Annotated in this window: 17 protein-coding genes; 9 read left to right on the top strand and 8 right to left on the bottom strand. The window is 39.9% G+C overall.

All coding sequences use genetic code 11. From position 1 onward, the window contains the following. Positions 1-323: 323 nt before the first annotated feature. The 3 genes from IHV10_RS17855 to nhaC all read right to left on the bottom strand — a co-directional run bounded on the left by IHV10_RS17855 (position 324) and on the right by nhaC (position 3,273). Positions 324-1,109: a phosphatidylserine decarboxylase gene (locus IHV10_RS17855; RefSeq protein ID WP_197132631.1), complete on the bottom strand. Its 786-nt coding sequence runs from the start codon at positions 1,107-1,109 to the stop codon at positions 324-326. Between the two features lie 123 nt (positions 1,110-1,232). Further along, positions 1,233-1,766 (bottom strand): helix-turn-helix domain-containing protein, encoded by a 534-nt coding sequence (locus IHV10_RS17850; protein ID WP_197132630.1) that lies wholly within the window; start codon positions 1,764-1,766, stop codon positions 1,233-1,235. 106 nt (positions 1,767-1,872) lie between these two features. Next, complete coding sequence (gene nhaC / locus IHV10_RS17845) at positions 1,873-3,273, bottom strand: Na+/H+ antiporter NhaC (protein ID WP_197132629.1); 1,401 nt, start codon at positions 3,271-3,273, stop codon at positions 1,873-1,875. A 158-nt stretch (positions 3,274-3,431) separates the two neighbouring features. Here nhaC and IHV10_RS17840 point away from each other — a divergent pair, with 158 nt between their 5' ends. Beyond that, positions 3,432-3,902 carry an NUDIX domain-containing protein gene (locus IHV10_RS17840; protein WP_197132628.1) on the top strand — a complete coding sequence of 157 codons (471 nt, stop codon included), beginning with the start codon at positions 3,432-3,434 and terminating at the stop codon, positions 3,900-3,902. A gap of 39 nt (positions 3,903-3,941) precedes the next feature. After that, a complete protein-coding gene (locus IHV10_RS17835; protein ID WP_197132627.1) occupies positions 3,942-4,109 on the top strand; it encodes a hypothetical protein in 168 nt (55 codons plus the stop codon). A 65-nt stretch (positions 4,110-4,174) separates the two neighbouring features. On the opposite strand, the gene treR is transcribed toward IHV10_RS17835, so the two are convergent. The 3 genes from treR to treP all read right to left on the bottom strand — a co-directional run bounded on the left by treR (position 4,175) and on the right by treP (position 8,092). Beyond that, on the bottom strand, positions 4,175-4,891 hold the full coding sequence (gene treR, locus IHV10_RS17830; RefSeq protein ID WP_197132625.1) for a trehalose operon repressor: 717 nt from the start codon (positions 4,889-4,891) through the stop codon (positions 4,175-4,177). 26 nt (positions 4,892-4,917) lie between these two features. Then, complete coding sequence (gene treC / locus IHV10_RS17825) at positions 4,918-6,606, bottom strand: alpha,alpha-phosphotrehalase (RefSeq protein ID WP_197132624.1); 1,689 nt, start codon at positions 6,604-6,606, stop codon at positions 4,918-4,920. Positions 6,607-6,688: 82 nt separating this feature from the next. After that, positions 6,689-8,092, bottom strand: coding sequence for a PTS system trehalose-specific EIIBC component (gene treP, locus IHV10_RS17820; RefSeq protein WP_197132621.1), 1,404 nt, complete (start codon positions 8,090-8,092; stop codon positions 6,689-6,691). Between the two features lie 293 nt (positions 8,093-8,385). Here treP and pdxK point away from each other — a divergent pair, with 293 nt between their 5' ends. From pdxK to IHV10_RS17785, 7 genes are all read left to right on the top strand, one after another. Next, positions 8,386-9,198, top strand: a complete 813-nt coding sequence (gene pdxK / locus IHV10_RS17815; RefSeq protein ID WP_197132718.1) for a pyridoxine/pyridoxal/pyridoxamine kinase — start codon at positions 8,386-8,388, stop codon at positions 9,196-9,198. A gap of 524 nt (positions 9,199-9,722) precedes the next feature. Next, complete coding sequence (locus IHV10_RS17810) at positions 9,723-10,073, top strand: YojF family protein (protein WP_197132610.1); 351 nt, start codon at positions 9,723-9,725, stop codon at positions 10,071-10,073. A gap of 13 nt (positions 10,074-10,086) precedes the next feature. After that, the gene (bshB2, locus tag IHV10_RS17805) at positions 10,087-10,731 is read left to right on the top strand and encodes a bacillithiol biosynthesis deacetylase BshB2 (protein WP_197132607.1); all 645 of its coding nucleotides are present in this window, start codon (positions 10,087-10,089) and stop codon (positions 10,729-10,731) included. A gap of 203 nt (positions 10,732-10,934) precedes the next feature. Then, on the top strand, positions 10,935-11,210 hold the full coding sequence (locus IHV10_RS17800) for a spore morphogenesis/germination protein YwcE (RefSeq protein ID WP_066243203.1): 276 nt from the start codon (positions 10,935-10,937) through the stop codon (positions 11,208-11,210). 286 nt (positions 11,211-11,496) lie between these two features. Beyond that, positions 11,497-12,630, top strand: a complete 1,134-nt coding sequence (gene proB / locus IHV10_RS17795; RefSeq protein ID WP_197132604.1) for a glutamate 5-kinase — start codon at positions 11,497-11,499, stop codon at positions 12,628-12,630. Between the two features lie 45 nt (positions 12,631-12,675). Continuing rightward, positions 12,676-13,947: a glutamate-5-semialdehyde dehydrogenase gene (locus IHV10_RS17790; protein ID WP_197132601.1), complete on the top strand. Its 1,272-nt coding sequence runs from the start codon at positions 12,676-12,678 to the stop codon at positions 13,945-13,947. A gap of 110 nt (positions 13,948-14,057) precedes the next feature. Further along, a complete protein-coding gene (locus IHV10_RS17785; protein ID WP_197132598.1) occupies positions 14,058-15,020 on the top strand; it encodes a nuclease-related domain-containing protein in 963 nt (320 codons plus the stop codon). A gap of 609 nt (positions 15,021-15,629) precedes the next feature. On the opposite strand, the gene qoxD is transcribed toward IHV10_RS17785, so the two are convergent. Beyond that, a complete protein-coding gene (gene qoxD / locus IHV10_RS17780; RefSeq protein ID WP_197132595.1) occupies positions 15,630-16,067 on the bottom strand; it encodes a cytochrome aa3 quinol oxidase subunit IV in 438 nt (145 codons plus the stop codon). After that, positions 16,060-16,680, bottom strand: a complete 621-nt coding sequence (qoxC, locus tag IHV10_RS17775) for a cytochrome aa3 quinol oxidase subunit III (protein ID WP_144704062.1) — start codon at positions 16,678-16,680, stop codon at positions 16,060-16,062. The genes qoxD and qoxC overlap by 8 nt, the downstream gene beginning before the upstream one ends. Positions 16,681-16,692: the final 12 nt, after the last annotated feature.

Genomic DNA, 16,692 nt, shown 5'->3' with positions numbered 1-16,692 from the left:
ATCCTAAAACCGTTCCGTTATCAAGTAGAGGTTTAGCAAAAGGTTGTTTTTATGTTTTTCTATTCATATGCAAGTTGATTGTAGCGCAAGGTGCGAGACTCCTATGGGACGAGCGGTCAGACCGAAAAGTGGAAGTGGCTCGTTCAGCCCCGACAAGCAAAAGGTGAATGGGCTAGGAAGGCGCACTTTGCCTTCTTGACCGTTTAACTTTTGACCTCGAGGGGCTAGTCACTGCAACTAGGCAGGAGGCTCACCGGTCGCCCCATGGAAAGCGAGCAACCTGGAGCGGAAATCAAACTACTCGCAAGAGCAAAGATTTTATTTTAAACCTCTCTCGGAATCCATTCACCAAGAAGCTCACCCATCTTAACTTTTCCTTTTTTCCCTGTAAACTTCAAAGCACCTTGTGGAATACATAATACTACGGTAGAGCCGAATGAAAAGTACCCAAATGAATCTCCTCTTTTTACAGCAGGCTCATAATTCGTACGTTCAATCGTATTTACATTCAAAGCACCGACCATAACATGTGCAAGAGGTTGACCACCTGCATTCATTCTAGTAACTAATCTGTAATTCCGTGTTAACGGTCGTAGTCCATGACGTAATCCAAGCTCGTTGACCGGGGCAGCTTCTCTTCCTAGTGTGTATACGGACTCAACTTCAGCATCCACAGGTACATGGACTTGATGGTAATCCGTAGGACTTAAATAGAAAACAAATACTTGTCCCCCACTGTATTTCTTTGCTTCTGATTCAGAACCTAATAACTCAGCCACCGTATATTCCTGTCCCTTTACAGTAAAACGGCTCTCTTCAGTAAGATGATCTACTACTGATAACACAGCATCACAAGGACTTACAAATGCATGAGCATCTGTTGGAACTGGACGAGCATCAGCTTTTAAATCACGGATAAAAACATCATGAAGAGAATGATACTCTTTTAGCTCACGAGTGGCTTCGTTAATGTTTATTTTATATAGTTTCACGAATGAAGGAATGAAAGGTTTGCTTGCTTTTGATTGTGCGAATTTTTTTAATGAACGTGCCACGACTGGGTGGCCATTCAGTTCAAATAAATTTCTGTAAAATCTAGTCATGTTCATGCTCTATCACCTAACTTTTAATTTTATGGAATGTTATCATTATTAATAACGGTATTCATTTGGTATTTTTTGATATGAATACAGTATAATGCATACTGCTAAATATATCAGCGTTTCATCTTCTTACATACTCTTTTTAGGCTCAGGTACCAACATCTGAACGAGCTTAACCCTTTTATTATGCTTCGAAGGTCTGTTTGGCACATATTTGCCGATTAGTTCCTGCATTCCCTGATTAAGTTCTTCCCACTCTTCATCATTTAAATAAAGATCCAACTGGTTATATCCAAAAATGTCTGTTTTAAGATTTGTATTGCCGTTTAAATAAGCTTCCACTTCGCCCGTAACATTGGATACAAACGTCATAAACATTTTCATATGTTCTTCTTTTGATAAGTTAGCAGCTTCTTCAGCAGATATATATGCTGAATTCTGGTCCAGAGCATACGTACGCTCGACCGCACCTCGTACTTTTCTTTCTTCAACAACATATATGATCTCATTTTTACTAAGTAGATTTAAATGTCTGTATAACGTCGCTTGAGGAACTTCAGACACCCATTCTTTTAATTCCATTACGGTAGCAGGACCTTTAGAAAGCTGCTGTATAATTTTCATTCGAACAGGATGTAAGATAAAATCTGCTTTGCTTTGCATGATACAGAATCATCCTTTTTTTATTATTGTTATCGATAATGATAATAATAAACCTCTTTATTGTCAATGAAAAAGAAGCATCCCTCAAGATGCTTCTCATTATTTGTTATGCTGCTGTATGATCATTATCTATTTGATTAGTTTTTTTTTGTCCGATACTCCAACCTGTATAAGCGAGTAATAATGTAAACATTGGAGACAGCCATAAGAATAATGCATATGGAATGTATTCTATAACTGATACACCTAATGTTGATGCAAAGAATGCACCACTCACACTCCAAGGAACGAGTGGATTTACAAGTGTTCCTCCATCTTCTACCGTTCTAGATAAGTTTTTTAACGGGACGCCGGACTTAATGTATGCATCTTTTAATGCCTGTCCCGGTAACAGGATGGAAAGGTACATCTCTCCTGCAAGTAAATTGATTCCTACTGAAGAAGCTAGGGTAGTCGCGATTAACTTGCTTGCTTTTTGAGTCGTGTTTTTCACAGCTCCAAACAATAGATCAAACATTCCTAACGCTTGAATCACACCACCTAAACCTAATGCAATTAGTACAAGTGAGATCGACCACATCATAGACATTAATCCACCTTTGTTTACGATGGTATCTACTGTTTCATTACCAGTCTGTGTTTGTAAACCATTCTGCATAACATTGATCACTTTTTGTAGCGTCAGGTCTGGTACTAAGAAAAATCCAACGATGATCGACACCGTTACCCCAGCTAAAAGAATAGGTATGATAGGCAATTTACGAAATGCCAAAACCAGTACAACGACTGGTGATATCAAAGTTAAAAGATGGATTGGGAATTCGCTCGAAAGTACAGATTGTATTTCTTTGATTTCTTGAAGATTCGCGTTGCCTCCACTTCCACCAAGTATGAAAAAGGCAATAGCAGTCAGAATGAATGCCGGAACCGTTGTCCACATCATGTGTCGAATGTGCTCAAACATATTTACCCCAACGACTCCTGGTGCAAAGTTTGTTGAATCAGACAGTGGTGACATCTTGTCTCCGAAACATGCTCCGGAGACAATAGCTCCTGCAGCTAATGCTGGGTTCACTCCAAGCACGTGACTAATACCCATTAAGGCTACACCAACCGTACCAACGGTTGTAAACGAACTTCCAGTAAAAGACGAAACAATAACAGTAATGATGAGCGCACTTACTGCAAACCATTCAGGCTGAATGATATCCATCCCATAAAACAGTAACGTAGGCACTGTTCCACTTAACATCCAACTTGCTATAACAAGTCCTACTGTTAACAGAATCATGATCGGCTGCAAACCGGCAATGATTCCGTTCAATATTCCTTTTTCTATCGTCTTCCATGGTGCGCCAAAGACAACGCCTACTGCTCCCAATAAGATCAAGCAGGCTAACAATGGTATATGTGGTTCAACTTTTATATACACGAGACTCGTGAACATCACAGCAAAAATCATTGTGAATAATCCAAGAGCCACCGGTAGCTTCATTTGTTTTTTCATGAAAATCTCTCCGTTCATCTTCTTACGCTTATTTACTTAAACGCTTTTACGCGTTGAAGCGTGTTGGTAACTGTTATAATACTAACGAACTTTACAGATGCTGTCAACATTACAGACATGGTAAATTAAAGAAGACATATTTACGGAGGCCTGACAATATGAACAGAATTAGAAGTTCAGTGAAAGCATTAATCATTCATGATCATCATGTCTTAACGATTAAAAAAGGAAACGAATATGAAGCAAAATATGTTATACCAGGTGGTGGACAGGATTTTAATGAATCTTTATCAGACGCTGTGATTCGAGAATGCTTAGAAGAACTAGGTGTAAAAGTAGAAGTTGGTCCATTGTTGTGGGTTCGGGAATTCATTAGCAAAAATCACGTCGTGAATCAAAAAGAGGAGGACCGAATACATATTGTAGAACATATCTTTGAAGCTTTCTTAGAAAAGGTTCCATCACGTTTTCAGCCGCTTTCTCCAGATTCTACTCAATTAGCCATCAAGTGGCTGCCGATCGACCGGCTCTTAGAGTATAATTATTATCCCCATGAAATCATTCCATTGATTCAGGAAAAGAGCTTTTCAAAATACAACGGACCTACTTATGTTGGCGATATAAATTAATTCTAAGGTAAAATCACTTTAATAAAAGGGGGTATTACTTTGTGGTGGTTGCTACTATTCATCATCGGAATTTTAGCATTAGCATTTATCATAGATTATAGAAGAAAGAAAAGAAATGATAAACATACCAATAACGTTGATCCTCGTGTACGACAAGGTGAAGTTGGCAGTCATTGGAATAGCGGTGATGGTCCTAATGGATTTTAGTCACAAAAAAACCGCAGAGGATTTTAATTTCTCTGCGGTTTTTTGTGTGATTCTCCTGCTATCATTCATCTTCCCCGCCTCGCAAAATCGACAAATCGGAAGCGATCTAGGCGATGGCGAGATTCTGTGTATTGAAACAGACTCGCATCTTCCAGGTACACATAGTTTTTTACAACGACAATATGCTCGAAAGTACCAAGATCCAACAATTTCTTATCTTCTTCTGTACAATCTACGACGACAATTTCCTTTTTTGCAAAACTGATTTTCAGTCCCAACTCATGCTCTAAATAAGCGTAAATGGACTGTTCAGCAATTTCTTTCGTGAGCTTGGGTACGTATTTTTTCAAGAAGTAATCCTTGTCCAAAATGATGCGCTCTCCATCAAGCTGTCGTGATCGAATGACTTTCCATGTTAGCTCTTCAGACTCTGTTTGAAGCTGCTGCTGAAGAAACGCATCAGGCTCTATCAAGTCAAATTCATGAACAGTCGTTACACTGTTTTTCCCCATGGACTCTGACAACTCTTGAAAACTTACCAATCCTGAAACAGGAAAGCTAAACTTATTTGTTTCTAGAACGATTGATCCTCTACCACGGATTTTTTGTATAAAGCCATTTTGTGATAAAAGATTTAGTGCCTTTCTTACAGTTTCCCTCGATGTTTCATATTGGTCTGCTAGATCGTGCTCGGAGGGAAGCTGAGTATTGGCTTTTAAGACACCCTCTTGAATTTGATCAGATATTTCCTGATAGATTTCTTGAAATTTATTTTTTCTCATCATTATTCACCATAATTAGTGTAGCATTATTTTTTCAAGTGAAAAACGATAGATTCGTACGGCCGTAATGAAAATGAAGAAAGATCTTTGTGTGTTCCTTCATAGTTACTGATCAACACTTCCGCAGATAGACCTGTAAGATCAATGGATTTTGGCAATTCAAAATCTGTGCTCTTACGATAGAAGTTATTCACGACAAGAAGTTTTTCACCATTCTCTGCGTTACGAACATACGCAAAAATATCAGGATGATTCTCTAGGATTAACTCATAATCCCCGTATGTTACTATATCTAGTTCTTTCCTTAAATGATTGAGCTTCTGATAATGATAGAAAATAGAGTTCTCATCATTTACAGCTGCTTCGGCATTGATTTCATTATAGCTAGACGCAACCGGTATCCAAGGTTCTCCTGTCGTGAACCCAGCATTTTCACTATCATTCCATTGAACAGGAGTACGAGAATTATCACGTGATTTATGTTTAAGAATCTCTAGTACTTCTTCTTCACTATTGCCTTCTTCTTTTAATAGGTTAAACATGTTTAACGACTCAACATCACGATACTGATCGATCTTCGTGAATTTAGGGTTTGTCATCCCGAACTCTTCACCTTGATAGATATAAGGCGTTCCTTGCATCATATGAATCGCAGTCGCAAGCATCTTGGCTGATTGTACACGGTATTCACCATCATCACCGTAACGTGAAACGATTCGTGGCTGATCGTGGTTGCACCAGAATAACGCGTTCCACCCACCGCCTTTATGCATCTCAACTTGCCATGTCGAAAGAATTTCTTTTAATTTAAGAAAATCAAAATCAGCTATACTCCATTTCTCACCATTCGGATAATCTACCTTTAAATGATGAAAGTTGAATGTCATGCTTAATTCGTTTCGGTCAGGATTCGTATACTTGATGCAGTTATCTATCGTTGTGGATGACATCTCACCTACTGTGAGGACATCATATTTTGAGAACACTTCCTTGTTCATCTCTTGCATGTATTCATGCACGCGAGGGCCATCTGTGTAGAATCTCCGTCCATCTCCTGGTGCTATGGAGCCATCATCGTTAGGGAAATCTTGGTTTTTTGAAATAAGGTTGATTACATCTAAGCGGAAGCCATCCACGCCTTTTTCAAACCAATAGTTCATCATCTCATAGACTCTTTGACGAACTTCTGTGTTTTCCCAGTTCAAATCCGCTTGTGTCACATCGAATAAGTGGAGATAGTATTGACCTGTTTCCTCATCAAGCTTCCAAGCCGATCCACCAAATTTTGAAATCCAATTAGATGGTTCTCCACCTTCAACAGAATCTTTCCAAATATAAAAGTCACGGTAAGGATTGTCTTTTGATGAGCGTGATTGTTGAAACCATTCATGCTCTGTACTTGTATGGTTCACTACGATATCCATAATGATCTTCAAATCTCTTTGATGTGCCTCTTGAAGCAGACGATCAAAGTCTTCCATCGTCCCATAATCTTCAAAGATTTTATAATAGTCTCGAATGTCATAGCCGTTGTCTCGTTGAGGAGAGTCATAGATCGGAGTTAGCCATAATACGTCTACTCCTAATTCTTTTAGATAATCTAACTTCTCAATGATTCCGTCGATATCTCCTGTTCCGTTTCCTGTCGTATCGTTAAAGCTCTTTGGGTAGATCTGATACACAACAGATCGCTTCCACCATGGTTCCTTCTTCATACTTTCACCGCCATATATGTTTTAGTAATGAAAACAACCGGAAATAAAATGTTGCTATCCCGGTCGTTTTTGTTTAATTGTCTTACTTAGATTTTTTTACTTTTGCATAAAGGTACGTTAATACAAATGGTACGACAAGTGCGATTCCCATACCGAAAAAGAATGATCCCCAGCTTCCTGGTAAGATTGAAAGGAAACCAGGTATACCTCCAACGCCAATAGATGACGCACGAACGCCCGCAACTGTAATCACGATTCCAGCAATTGCAGAACCAATCATCGCGAAGATGAACGGATAACGGAAGCGTAAGTTCACTCCAAACATCGCTGGCTCAGTGATTCCCAGATATGCTGATAATGCTGACGTTCCAGCAAGCCCTTTAAGCTTTTCATCACGTGTTGCCATAAACATCGCAAGTGCTGCAGAACCTTGTGCAATGTTTGATAGTGCAAGCATCGGCCACAGAAAAGTACCACCTGTATTAGAAATAAGCTGCAGGTCGACTGCTAAGAACGTATGATGCATACCAGTAACAACAAGCAATGAGTAGAAACCACCATAGATCAACCCGCCTAGCCATGCAAAGTTATCAAAGATTGATACGAAAAAGTCCGTAATGCTATTACCGATCGTAAACGTGATCGGTCCGATAACGATAAACGCTAAAAATCCTGTTACTAATAATGTGATCGGTGCTACCAATAATAACTGCAAGGCATCAGGAATACGTTTTTTCAAGAATAGCTCTATTTTTGCTAAAAAATATGATGCGATCAGAACGGGCAACACTTGACCTTGATAACCTACTTTTTCAATCGGTAGACCGAATAAATTCCATGTTGGGATATCCTTTGTCTTTCCATAATCCCATGCGTTTAAAAGATCTGGATGGACAAGCATCAGTCCAAGAACGATACCAAGTAATGGACTTCCTCCAAACTTTTTAACAGCGGACCACCCGATCAGACCTGGTAAGAACACGAAAGCAGTATTGGCGATCAAGTTAATCATTCCAGCAAGATCAGCCCAGTTCTGGTGAACATCAATGAATGATTTCTTATCATAAAAAATACCTGGACCAGTCAGAATATTGTTAATCCCCATCAATAGACCTGCCGTTACGATTGCAGGAAGAATCGGGATAAAAATATCTGCTAACGCTTTTATCGCGCGTTGAAGTGGATTAAGCTTCTTACTCGCTTCATCCTTAATGTCTTCTTTAGACGCGCGCCCTGTACCCGTAATATCAATGAACTCGTTGTACACTTTGTCTACTGTTCCTTGCCCAATGACGACTTGATATTGGCCGTTTGTTGAGAAAGAACCTTTAACGAGATCAATATTCTCCAGAGCTTTCTCGTCTACTTTTCCTTCATCCTTAAGAGCAAGACGAAGGCGCGTCACGCAGTGAGTAGCTGCTGATATATTTTCTTTACCGCCGAGAGCTTCGACGATTTGTTCAGCTGATTCGCGTATTTTACTCATTCTGTTCCCTCCTAGAAACCGTTTCCATTTCATTTTAAAAAAAGTGATATACCTCTATACCCTTAATTAGCATTCAATGAAAACTTGTTCACTTCTTTAATGTGTCTAAGCGTTTTCATAAAAACTAAACTTGTATATACATCTCACAAAAATAATTTAACCTGTATATACAAATATGTCAATCACTTCGATTACTTGGTGGAATTTACCGTTGTAAGCTACTTTTTCTTTTCTCCTTATTTTTTGCTATAATCTGTTACATATAGAGAAACGAGAATAAAGGAGATTTTATGATGTCACCTAAAAAAGCACTTACGATTGCAGGATCCGATACAAGCGGTGGAGCTGGTATTCAAGCAGATTTAAAAACATTTCAAGAGCTAGGCGTATACGGAATGACTGCTCTAAATGTTGTGGTCGCACAAGACCCACATCGTGAATGGTTTCATGAAGTATTCTTGCTTCCTAACGATCTTTTTAAAGCACAATTAGAAACGGTTGTTTCCGGAATCGGTGTTGACGCACTTAAAACAGGCATGCTTGCTTCAATTGAAGCTATCGAGATAACTGCGGATCTGATCGAAAAACACGATCTTCAAAACGTTGTAGTGGACCCTGTTATGGTTTGTAAAGGTGCAGAACCCCTTCACCCTGAACTCGCTAGCACACTTCAAAATGTATTGGTACCTAAAGCGACGGTTGTAACGCCAAACCTATTTGAAGCTGCACAACTTGCTGGTATGGAACCAATCACAACTGTTGAACAGATGATGGAAGCTGCTCATAAGATTCAAGCAAATGGCGCAAAGTATGTAATCGTTAAAGGCGGCGCTAAATTAGAACACGAAAATGCCGTTGACGTTCTTTATGATGGACAAGAATTTGAAGTTTTAGAATCTGAAAGAATTGAAACAACGTGGACGCATGGCGCAGGATGCACATTCTCAGCAGCGATTACGGCAGAACTTGCTAAAGGAAAGCCAGTCCGAGAAGCTATCTTAACAGCAAAAGATTTCATTACAGAAGCCATCGCAGCAGGGTTCGAAATCAACCAATATGTAGGACCAACATGGCATGGTGCTTACCGTGATAAATTAAACAAATAATTATTTAGTGAAGACTGATCGTTTTAGATTGGTCTTTTTTTATTCTATAAATATTTTGGGACTGCTAATCGGATTCGACATCATGTGTGGACCCACTAACGTTGTTCAAGTCTTTAAAACAAACTAACTTAATGATTTTATGTTTTTTGCTTCAATGCCAAAGTGATTGGAGCGCAAGGAGCGAGACTCCTGCGGGACGAGCGGTCAGACCGAAAAGTGGAAGTGGCTCGTTCAGCCCCGACAAGCAAAAGGTGAATGGGCTAGGAAGGCGCTTTTTGCCTTCATTACCATTTAACTTTTGACCTCGAGGGGCTAGCCACTGCAACTAGACAGGTGAGACCCCTTAGGGCGCAGAGCGGCAAGGGGGCTCACCATACGCCCCGCGGAAAGCGAAGCACCTGGAGCAGAAATCAACTACTTTCACAGTTTTACGATCCGCTTTTAAAATGATAGGCATATCATACACGTTATTTAAGAATTTGAATTATAATAAGTACATCTATTCTGCACTGGAGTGTGAAGATATGCAGCTCATACAAACCAACGAAGTCCAGGAAACACTGGATCAGCTTATTGGAAAAGAACTTTATCTACATTTAGAAACAACCAATGGCGCATATGCCAATCATAATAACGAAAGTGTTCTAACCGTTAACGCATATATTCGAAACGGTAAAGTCACACCATTATCAGGAAAAATCATGGGGAGCGGTCCATACCGTGTTGGCTTGAAGATTGAGCTAGGTTGGATTTATGCAGAAGGGTTAACACATTGGGAAATCGACTCAGAGGGAAGATTACTAATGGCAGGTCACGATGCTGAAGGTCGACTTGCAGTAGCTCTTCAACTCAGTTCTTCCCCATTTGACGTATAAGGAGGTTATATAATTGGATGATCATTTACTCGTGATCTTTCCCCACCCAGATGATGAAGCATTCGGGGTGTCCGGGACGATTGCACAACATACAAAGAAAGGCTTACCCGTTACTTATATCTGCTTAACGCTCGGTCAGATGGGTAGAAATATGGGAAATCCACCATTCGCTACTCGTGAATCGCTTCCTCTTATCCGCCAAAAAGAGCTTGAGGATGCATGTGCCGCAGTAGGCATTCAAGATCTGCGACAATTCGGGTTCCGTGACAAAACAGTAGAATTTGAAGATGAGAAGTTTTTAGCTGATCAGTTCTTAGCTGTCATTGATGAGGTTAAACCAACGCGTATCATCACATTTTATCCAGGATATAGCGTGCACCCTGACCATGAGGCGACAGCAAGAGCTGTTGTGCGTGCGGTAGGAAGCTTGCCTGAGATGGATCGTCCGGAACTATTATGTGTCGCTTTTGCAAAAAACTCTGAGGCGGACCTAGGTGCTCCACATGTAGTGACTGATATCTCTGATGTTTTTGAAGAAAAAATGAACTGCATCAAAGCGCATCGATCTCAAACACAATGGCTTGTTGATAGCGTTGATAAAGATCCTGCCATGTTGGCTTGGGTAAAAAATGAAAGATTCTGGCGTTATCCCTTTTAAATTCATAGACTAAGAACCCGCTGTCCTACCTAGGCTACGGGTTCTTTTTTTAGTATTAATACTTGAATTTTCAAAAAAATGTACAAATCCATGTAGCATTTTCCTGATATTGTGGTATACTAATTGTAACAAATCGTTCACAATTTAGACGCTAATTCGTCAAAATTGTAAGCGCGAACAATACTTCAAGGGGTTGATTAGTAATGGATGTTTTTATGGTTTACTTATTCGTAGCGACTGCCACGCCATTATTCTTATGGAATGATAGTCGTAAGTTAGCCTTATGGCAAACGCCGTTCATCGCCCTTTTATGGACTTACGTTGTGTTATTCATGGCTAATGATAGCTTAAGCTTATTCGTTCACAGTTTCTTCATAACCGTATTCATCGCAAACGTTGTTTTTGCTCATTATGCAGCATACATCGTATGGGGCCGTCCATATTTGGCGAAGCGCAAGATGGAAAAAGCTAAATATTAATTTAAATTTTAATCCCCTCTTTTTAGAGGGGTTTTTGCATTTATTGGTATTTTTTCTCATTCAAATATCCTGATATACTCTTTCCTACCACTGTCTAGTACCCCCTCATCTCCTATAACCTATATATCCCGTTTTTCTTCTGTTTTCTTCACTTTTTGCTTGTTTTCTACACTATCTCATCAATACCTGTTGTGTTTAAATCTCACCATGTTATACTCGTTACCGTTGAAATTTTGATCGGAAAAAGTTGATATAACTTACAAAACAGGAGTGATTTTTAACACATATGATATTAAATGAATCAAAAAACAAACGAATTGTTATTAAAATTGGATCTAGTTCTTTAACGAGTAGACTTGGTGATATTAGTAGACATAAATTAGAGCGACTTGTTGATGAGGTCGTGAAATTGAAAGATGAAGGACACGAGGTGTTGCTCGTATCTTCCGGCGCAGTTGCCGCAGGGTATAGACGTTTAGGTTGTTTGAACCGTCCGACTTCCCTAGCCGAAAAACAAGCGGCTGCATCAATAGGACAAGGTTTATTAATGGAATCTTACTCTGAACGCTTTATCTCTCACGGTTATACCGCTTCACAGATCTTAATTACGAGAAGCGACTTTTCTGATCGTGATCGGTATCATAACGCTCGAAATACAATCAACGTTCTTTTAGATCGCGGAATCATACCAATCGTCAATGAAAATGACACAGTTACAGTAGAACGACTTAAGTTCGGTGACAACGACACCCTTTCTGCTAAAGTGGCAGGACTTGTGGATGCCGATCAGCTCATCATTCTCTCTGATATCGATGGCCTGTACACGGATGATCCTCGAAAAAATCCTGATGCAAAACTCCTAACAAAAGTTAGTGAAATCACACCAGAAATTGAGGAATCTGCAGGAGAACCCGGAAGTGCAGTGGGTACAGGCGGCATGCGTTCAAAGATCGATGCAGTTAAAATTGCGATGGCATCTGGCATTTCATCTTTCCTTGGGAATGCAACATCACCAGATATCATTCACAAAGCAGTCATCGGCAATGCTAGAGGAACATACTTTGTCCCTGGTAAAAATGAATTCAACCTGGATACGAAGCGTCAATGGATTGCTTTCCATTCTGGTCCAGAAGGTGAAATTGTGGTCTCAAATAAAGCTAAACAAGGCATTGATGAGCTCAAAAGCCTTTATCCTACAGGCATTCGTTACGTAAGTGGTCATTTTAAAAAAGGGTCTGTGGTTCGTATTAAAGATTTAGATGGAAATGAAGTTGGTCTTGGTGTTTCAAATTATTCTTCTAAACAGTTAATCAAGATTAAAGGTATCTCTCGAGACGAGCTAGCTGATGTAGGACCTGAAGAAGCCATCAATAACAATGATTTAGTCTGCCATACTCGTTTGGCAGTTCCCATTCACTAATATATCGTTACGAAAATGTGATTTAAAAATACAAGGAGGCGTTGGATGAGTACTTTTAAAAGTACAACCAAAAATATCGATGTGAAAGGCCAAGCAAAGTTAGCACAGGAAGCTTCAAAAAAGCTCGCACTGCTTAGTGAAAAAGAAAAGAACGAAGCATTATTTGTGATTGCAGATACGTTAGAAAGAGAAACAGATTACATCTTAGAAGAGAATGAGAAAGATTTAGTTAACGGGAAGGAAAATAATTTTTCAGAAGCCTTGATGGATCGCTTGCGTTTAACAGAAGATCGCGTTAAAGAGTTTGCAAACGGACTACGCGAGGTTGTGAAGTTAAAGGATCCTGTAGGTGAAATCTTGTCTGACTGGACACTAGAAAACGGATTAAACGTAGAGCAAGTTCGTGTACCTTTAGGTGTAATTGGTATGATTTATGAGGCACGACCAAATGTAACAGTTGATGCGACTGGACTTGCATTAAAGTCTGGAAACGCCATCGTACTAAAAGGCGGTTCAAACGCTATACACTCAAACTCAGCGATTGTATCTGTCATTCATAAAGCATTAACAGCAACAAAAATCCCAGATGATGCTGTTCAATTTATTGCTTCTACAGATCGCGAAGCGGCGGGTCAATTGTTTACGATGAAGGAGCATATCGATGTTTTAATTCCTCGTGGTGGCGGTAATCTGATTAAAACAGTTGTCGAGAATGCTACAGTGCCCGTCTTAGAGACAGGTGTCGGCAATTGCCACATTTATATTGATCAGTTCGCTGATGTTAATAAAGCTCTCGCAATCATGGAGAATGCTAAAACAGATCGACCAGCAGTTTGTAACGCTGCAGAGACGTTCATTTTTCATGAAGCATGGCTGAATGAGCATGCGGAACAAGTTACTGCTCTTTTTGAAAAGTACGGTATTGAAGTGCATGGTGATGAAAAAGCTGCAGAGTTATTACCGGATGTGATACCAGCCAATGAAAAGGATTGGGCTGAAGAGTATTTAAGTTTGGCTGTAGCAGTTAAAGTAGTTAGTTCTGTCGAAGAAGCTGTCTCTCATATTGAACGTTATGGCACAAAGCATTCAGAAGCGATCGTGACAGAAAATGCAGAGAATGCCGTTGCTTTCTTAAACAGTGTTGACGCAGCTGCTGTTTACCATAACGCGTCTACCCGCTTTACTGATGGGTCAGCGCTTGGGTTCGGTGCTGAGATCGGTATTTCCACGCAAAAATTACATGCTCGTGGTCCAATGGGTCTACCAGCACTAACGACGATTAAATATCGTATGACTGGTGACGGGCAGGTTAGATAATTTTTATGTGAGCAGTCCCTTTTTTGGGGGCTGTTTTTTGTGTGTTTTTGTAGAAATAAAGAAGGTAAAGTTAGGGTGGTCAGAGAATGTTTTTAAAAAGGAGGTCTTATATGTTAGTTAAAGATCGCGGAAAGTCTATAAGGATAAGAAAGCTTGAAGTTATGCAACGAAGAGTGATTAAGCTTCATCCCAAATATTTAACCATGGAAGATGAATTAAGCGGTAGGTTAGCCGGACATTTTGGCGAGCAGTCAAATGACTACTTTTTAAAACCTTTCCGGGACTTTTCCGTTATGCACGACCTGAGGCTTACAGCGCACGAAAGTTATTTTCAGATCGACACCCTGCTTCTCTCCCCTCGTTATCTCTTAAACCTCGAAGTGAAATTCATTACCGGAACCTTGGTTTTTGACCATCTCAACCAAGTCATCAGAGTAAAGGATGATGGATCCGAAGAAGCTTTTCGAAACCCTATTTTCCAAGTAAAGCGCCAACAATCTCACCTTATTGAATGGATGACAAAGAACCGTATTCCTCCCATTCCCGTTCGCTCGCTAGTAGTCATGAGCAATCCGAGAACCATTATTAAAGCACCACCCTCAAATAAAGATGTACTTCATTATATTACCCATAGTCCCTATTTGCAGGAGAAAATTAAAGTGATTGATAAGATGTATACGGACGAGAAGCTGACGATAAAAGAAGTCACTAAACTCTCCAATATGCTTGTTCGACATCATGTCCCTGAAAACCCTGATCTTTTAAAAAGGTATGGTATTGAAGACAAAGATATTATCAAGGGTGTTTATTGTACGGAGTGTTTTTATTTGCCTGTGGTGCGAAAAAAAGCTGTTTGGCTTTGTCCTAAATGTTTGAATAAAAGTAAAGACCTTCACCTTTCTTCACTTTCTGATTATGTACTTTTGTTTGGGAAAAACATCACTAATAAAAAGTTATGTGAGTTTCTGTGTCTTTCATCCAGACATACAGGGAAGCGACTACTTAATGAAATGAACTTACCTCATACTGGTGGAAAGAAAGGGAGAGTTTACACACTACCTGATCCGTATTGAGATTATTCATGAGTCGATGACAAACTTTTTAAATCGCTCACAAACTTCTGGAATCGCTCATAAACTTCTCGAATCGCTCACAAACTTCTCGAATCGCTCATAAACTTCTGGAATCGCTCATAAACTTCTCGAATCGCTCATAAACTTCTCGAATCGCTCACAAACTTCTCGAATCGCTCACAAACTTCTCGAATCGCTCATAAACTTCTCGAATTGCTTATAAACTTCCTGAATCGCTCATAAACTTCTCGAATCGCTTATAAACTTCCTGAATCGCTCACAAACTTCTCGAATCGCTCAGAAACTTCTCGAATCGCTCACAAAATTCTCGAATCACTCACAAACTTCTCGAATCGCTCACAAACTTCTCGAATCGCTCATAAACCTCTCGAATCGCTCATAAACCTCTCGAATCGCTCATAAAACTCTCGAATCGCTCATAAAACTCTCGAATCGCTCACAAACTTCTCAAAATGCTCACAAACTTCTCGAATCGCTCACAAATCGACAATTTACTTAATACAAACACGTCCAAGAACCAATAAACACAAAAAACCTCTTGCTAAAAGATCAATCCCTTAGCAAGAGGCTTTAACATACAAATTCTTATTAATGACTCCCATGATCACCGTGATCACCAGAATCATGTTCACTTCCGCCACCATGAGAACCGTGATCTTCATGATTCTCAGTGTTCGGTGCGTGCTGATGCTTATCGTGCTTCGCGTGACCTGCTGTCATAACCCAAACAGAACCGATTACGATAACAATCGCAACGAATGCTGCAAAGAGGATGTTACCGATCTGTACGCGGCTTGTAAGGTTACTCTTCGTAGAGTTCTCTGTTACGTGCATGAACATCAAGAGCTGAAGAGCAGCTTGTAGGAACGCAAAACCAAAAATGATAATTAAAATCCAAGTCATCGAAAGATCTGTTTCAAGCGCAATCCATAGTGCGAATAATGTTAGCACGATGGATAACACAAAACCGATTAAATGTTTCCACGGAAAACCGTGGTGTTCATTAGCTGCAGTTTTACTAGCCATTATGCATCACCATCCCCATCAGATAAACGGCTGTGAAGATAAAGATCCACACTACGTCTAAGAAATGCCAGTATAGACTGGTGATGAAAACTTTTGCAGATGTAGCTGGCGTTAAACCGCGCTTCGCTACTTGAATCAAGACCATCGTTACCCAGAAGATACCGAACGTTACGTGGGCACCGTGAGTACCGACAAGAACGAAGAATCCTGACCATGCTGCACTTGTACCAATATTAGCACCTTCATGAATGAAGTGTAAGAACTCTTCAATCTCAAAGTAAAGGAATCCAAGACCAAGACCTAAAGTGATGGCCATCCAAGTGATCAAACCTTTTACATTTTGACGACGCATCTCATGAACCGCAAGTCCACAGGTAAAACTACTTGTTAAGAGCAAGAAAGTTTGGATCAACAAACTCTTTACTTCGAATAATTCACCTGGTGATGGACCATCAGCGATACGATGTTCTAAAACCATATAAGTTGCAAATAATGTTGCGAACAACGCAATTTCTGCCCCGAGGAAAATCCAGAAACCGAGAATATTTAAACGCCCAGTCTCCGAACGATACTCTAAAGGCGTGTTGGGGTCGTGTGTTTCTGCATGTGCCATTTTTTCACGCCT

It is taken from the genome of Fictibacillus sp. 5RED26 (genome assembly GCF_015903895.1).
Taxonomy (GTDB): domain Bacteria; phylum Bacillota; class Bacilli; order Bacillales; family Fictibacillaceae; genus Fictibacillus; species Fictibacillus phosphorivorans.
This window is presented reverse-complemented; position numbering and strand designations above follow the sequence as displayed.

Excerpts from the sequence above, each read along its gene's own strand:
- IHV10_RS17855 (WP_197132631.1), bottom strand. The coding sequence starts at position 1,109 with ATGAACATGACTAGATTTTACAGAAATTTATTTGAACTGAATGGCCAC.
- IHV10_RS17850 (WP_197132630.1), bottom strand. The coding sequence starts at position 1,766 with ATGCAAAGCAAAGCAGATTTTATCTTACATCCTGTTCGAATGAAAATT.
- nhaC (WP_197132629.1), bottom strand. The coding sequence starts at position 3,273 with ATGAAAAAACAAATGAAGCTACCGGTGGCTCTTGGATTATTCACAATG.
- IHV10_RS17840 (WP_197132628.1), top strand. The coding sequence starts at position 3,432 with ATGAACAGAATTAGAAGTTCAGTGAAAGCATTAATCATTCATGATCAT.
- treR (WP_197132625.1), bottom strand. The coding sequence starts at position 4,891 with ATGAGAAAAAATAAATTTCAAGAAATCTATCAGGAAATATCTGATCAA.
- treC (WP_197132624.1), bottom strand. The coding sequence starts at position 6,606 with ATGAAGAAGGAACCATGGTGGAAGCGATCTGTTGTGTATCAGATCTAC.
- treP (WP_197132621.1), bottom strand. The coding sequence starts at position 8,092 with ATGAGTAAAATACGCGAATCAGCTGAACAAATCGTCGAAGCTCTCGGC.
- pdxK (WP_197132718.1), top strand. The coding sequence starts at position 8,386 with ATGTCACCTAAAAAAGCACTTACGATTGCAGGATCCGATACAAGCGGT.
- IHV10_RS17810 (WP_197132610.1), top strand. The coding sequence starts at position 9,723 with ATGCAGCTCATACAAACCAACGAAGTCCAGGAAACACTGGATCAGCTT.
- IHV10_RS17800 (WP_066243203.1), top strand. The coding sequence starts at position 10,935 with ATGGATGTTTTTATGGTTTACTTATTCGTAGCGACTGCCACGCCATTA.
- proB (WP_197132604.1), top strand. The coding sequence starts at position 11,497 with ATGATATTAAATGAATCAAAAAACAAACGAATTGTTATTAAAATTGGA.
- IHV10_RS17790 (WP_197132601.1), top strand. The coding sequence starts at position 12,676 with ATGAGTACTTTTAAAAGTACAACCAAAAATATCGATGTGAAAGGCCAA.
- IHV10_RS17785 (WP_197132598.1), top strand. The coding sequence starts at position 14,058 with ATGTTAGTTAAAGATCGCGGAAAGTCTATAAGGATAAGAAAGCTTGAA.
- qoxD (WP_197132595.1), bottom strand. The coding sequence starts at position 16,067 with ATGGCTAGTAAAACTGCAGCTAATGAACACCACGGTTTTCCGTGGAAA.
- qoxC (WP_144704062.1), bottom strand. The coding sequence starts at position 16,680 with ATGGCACATGCAGAAACACACGACCCCAACACGCCTTTAGAGTATCGT.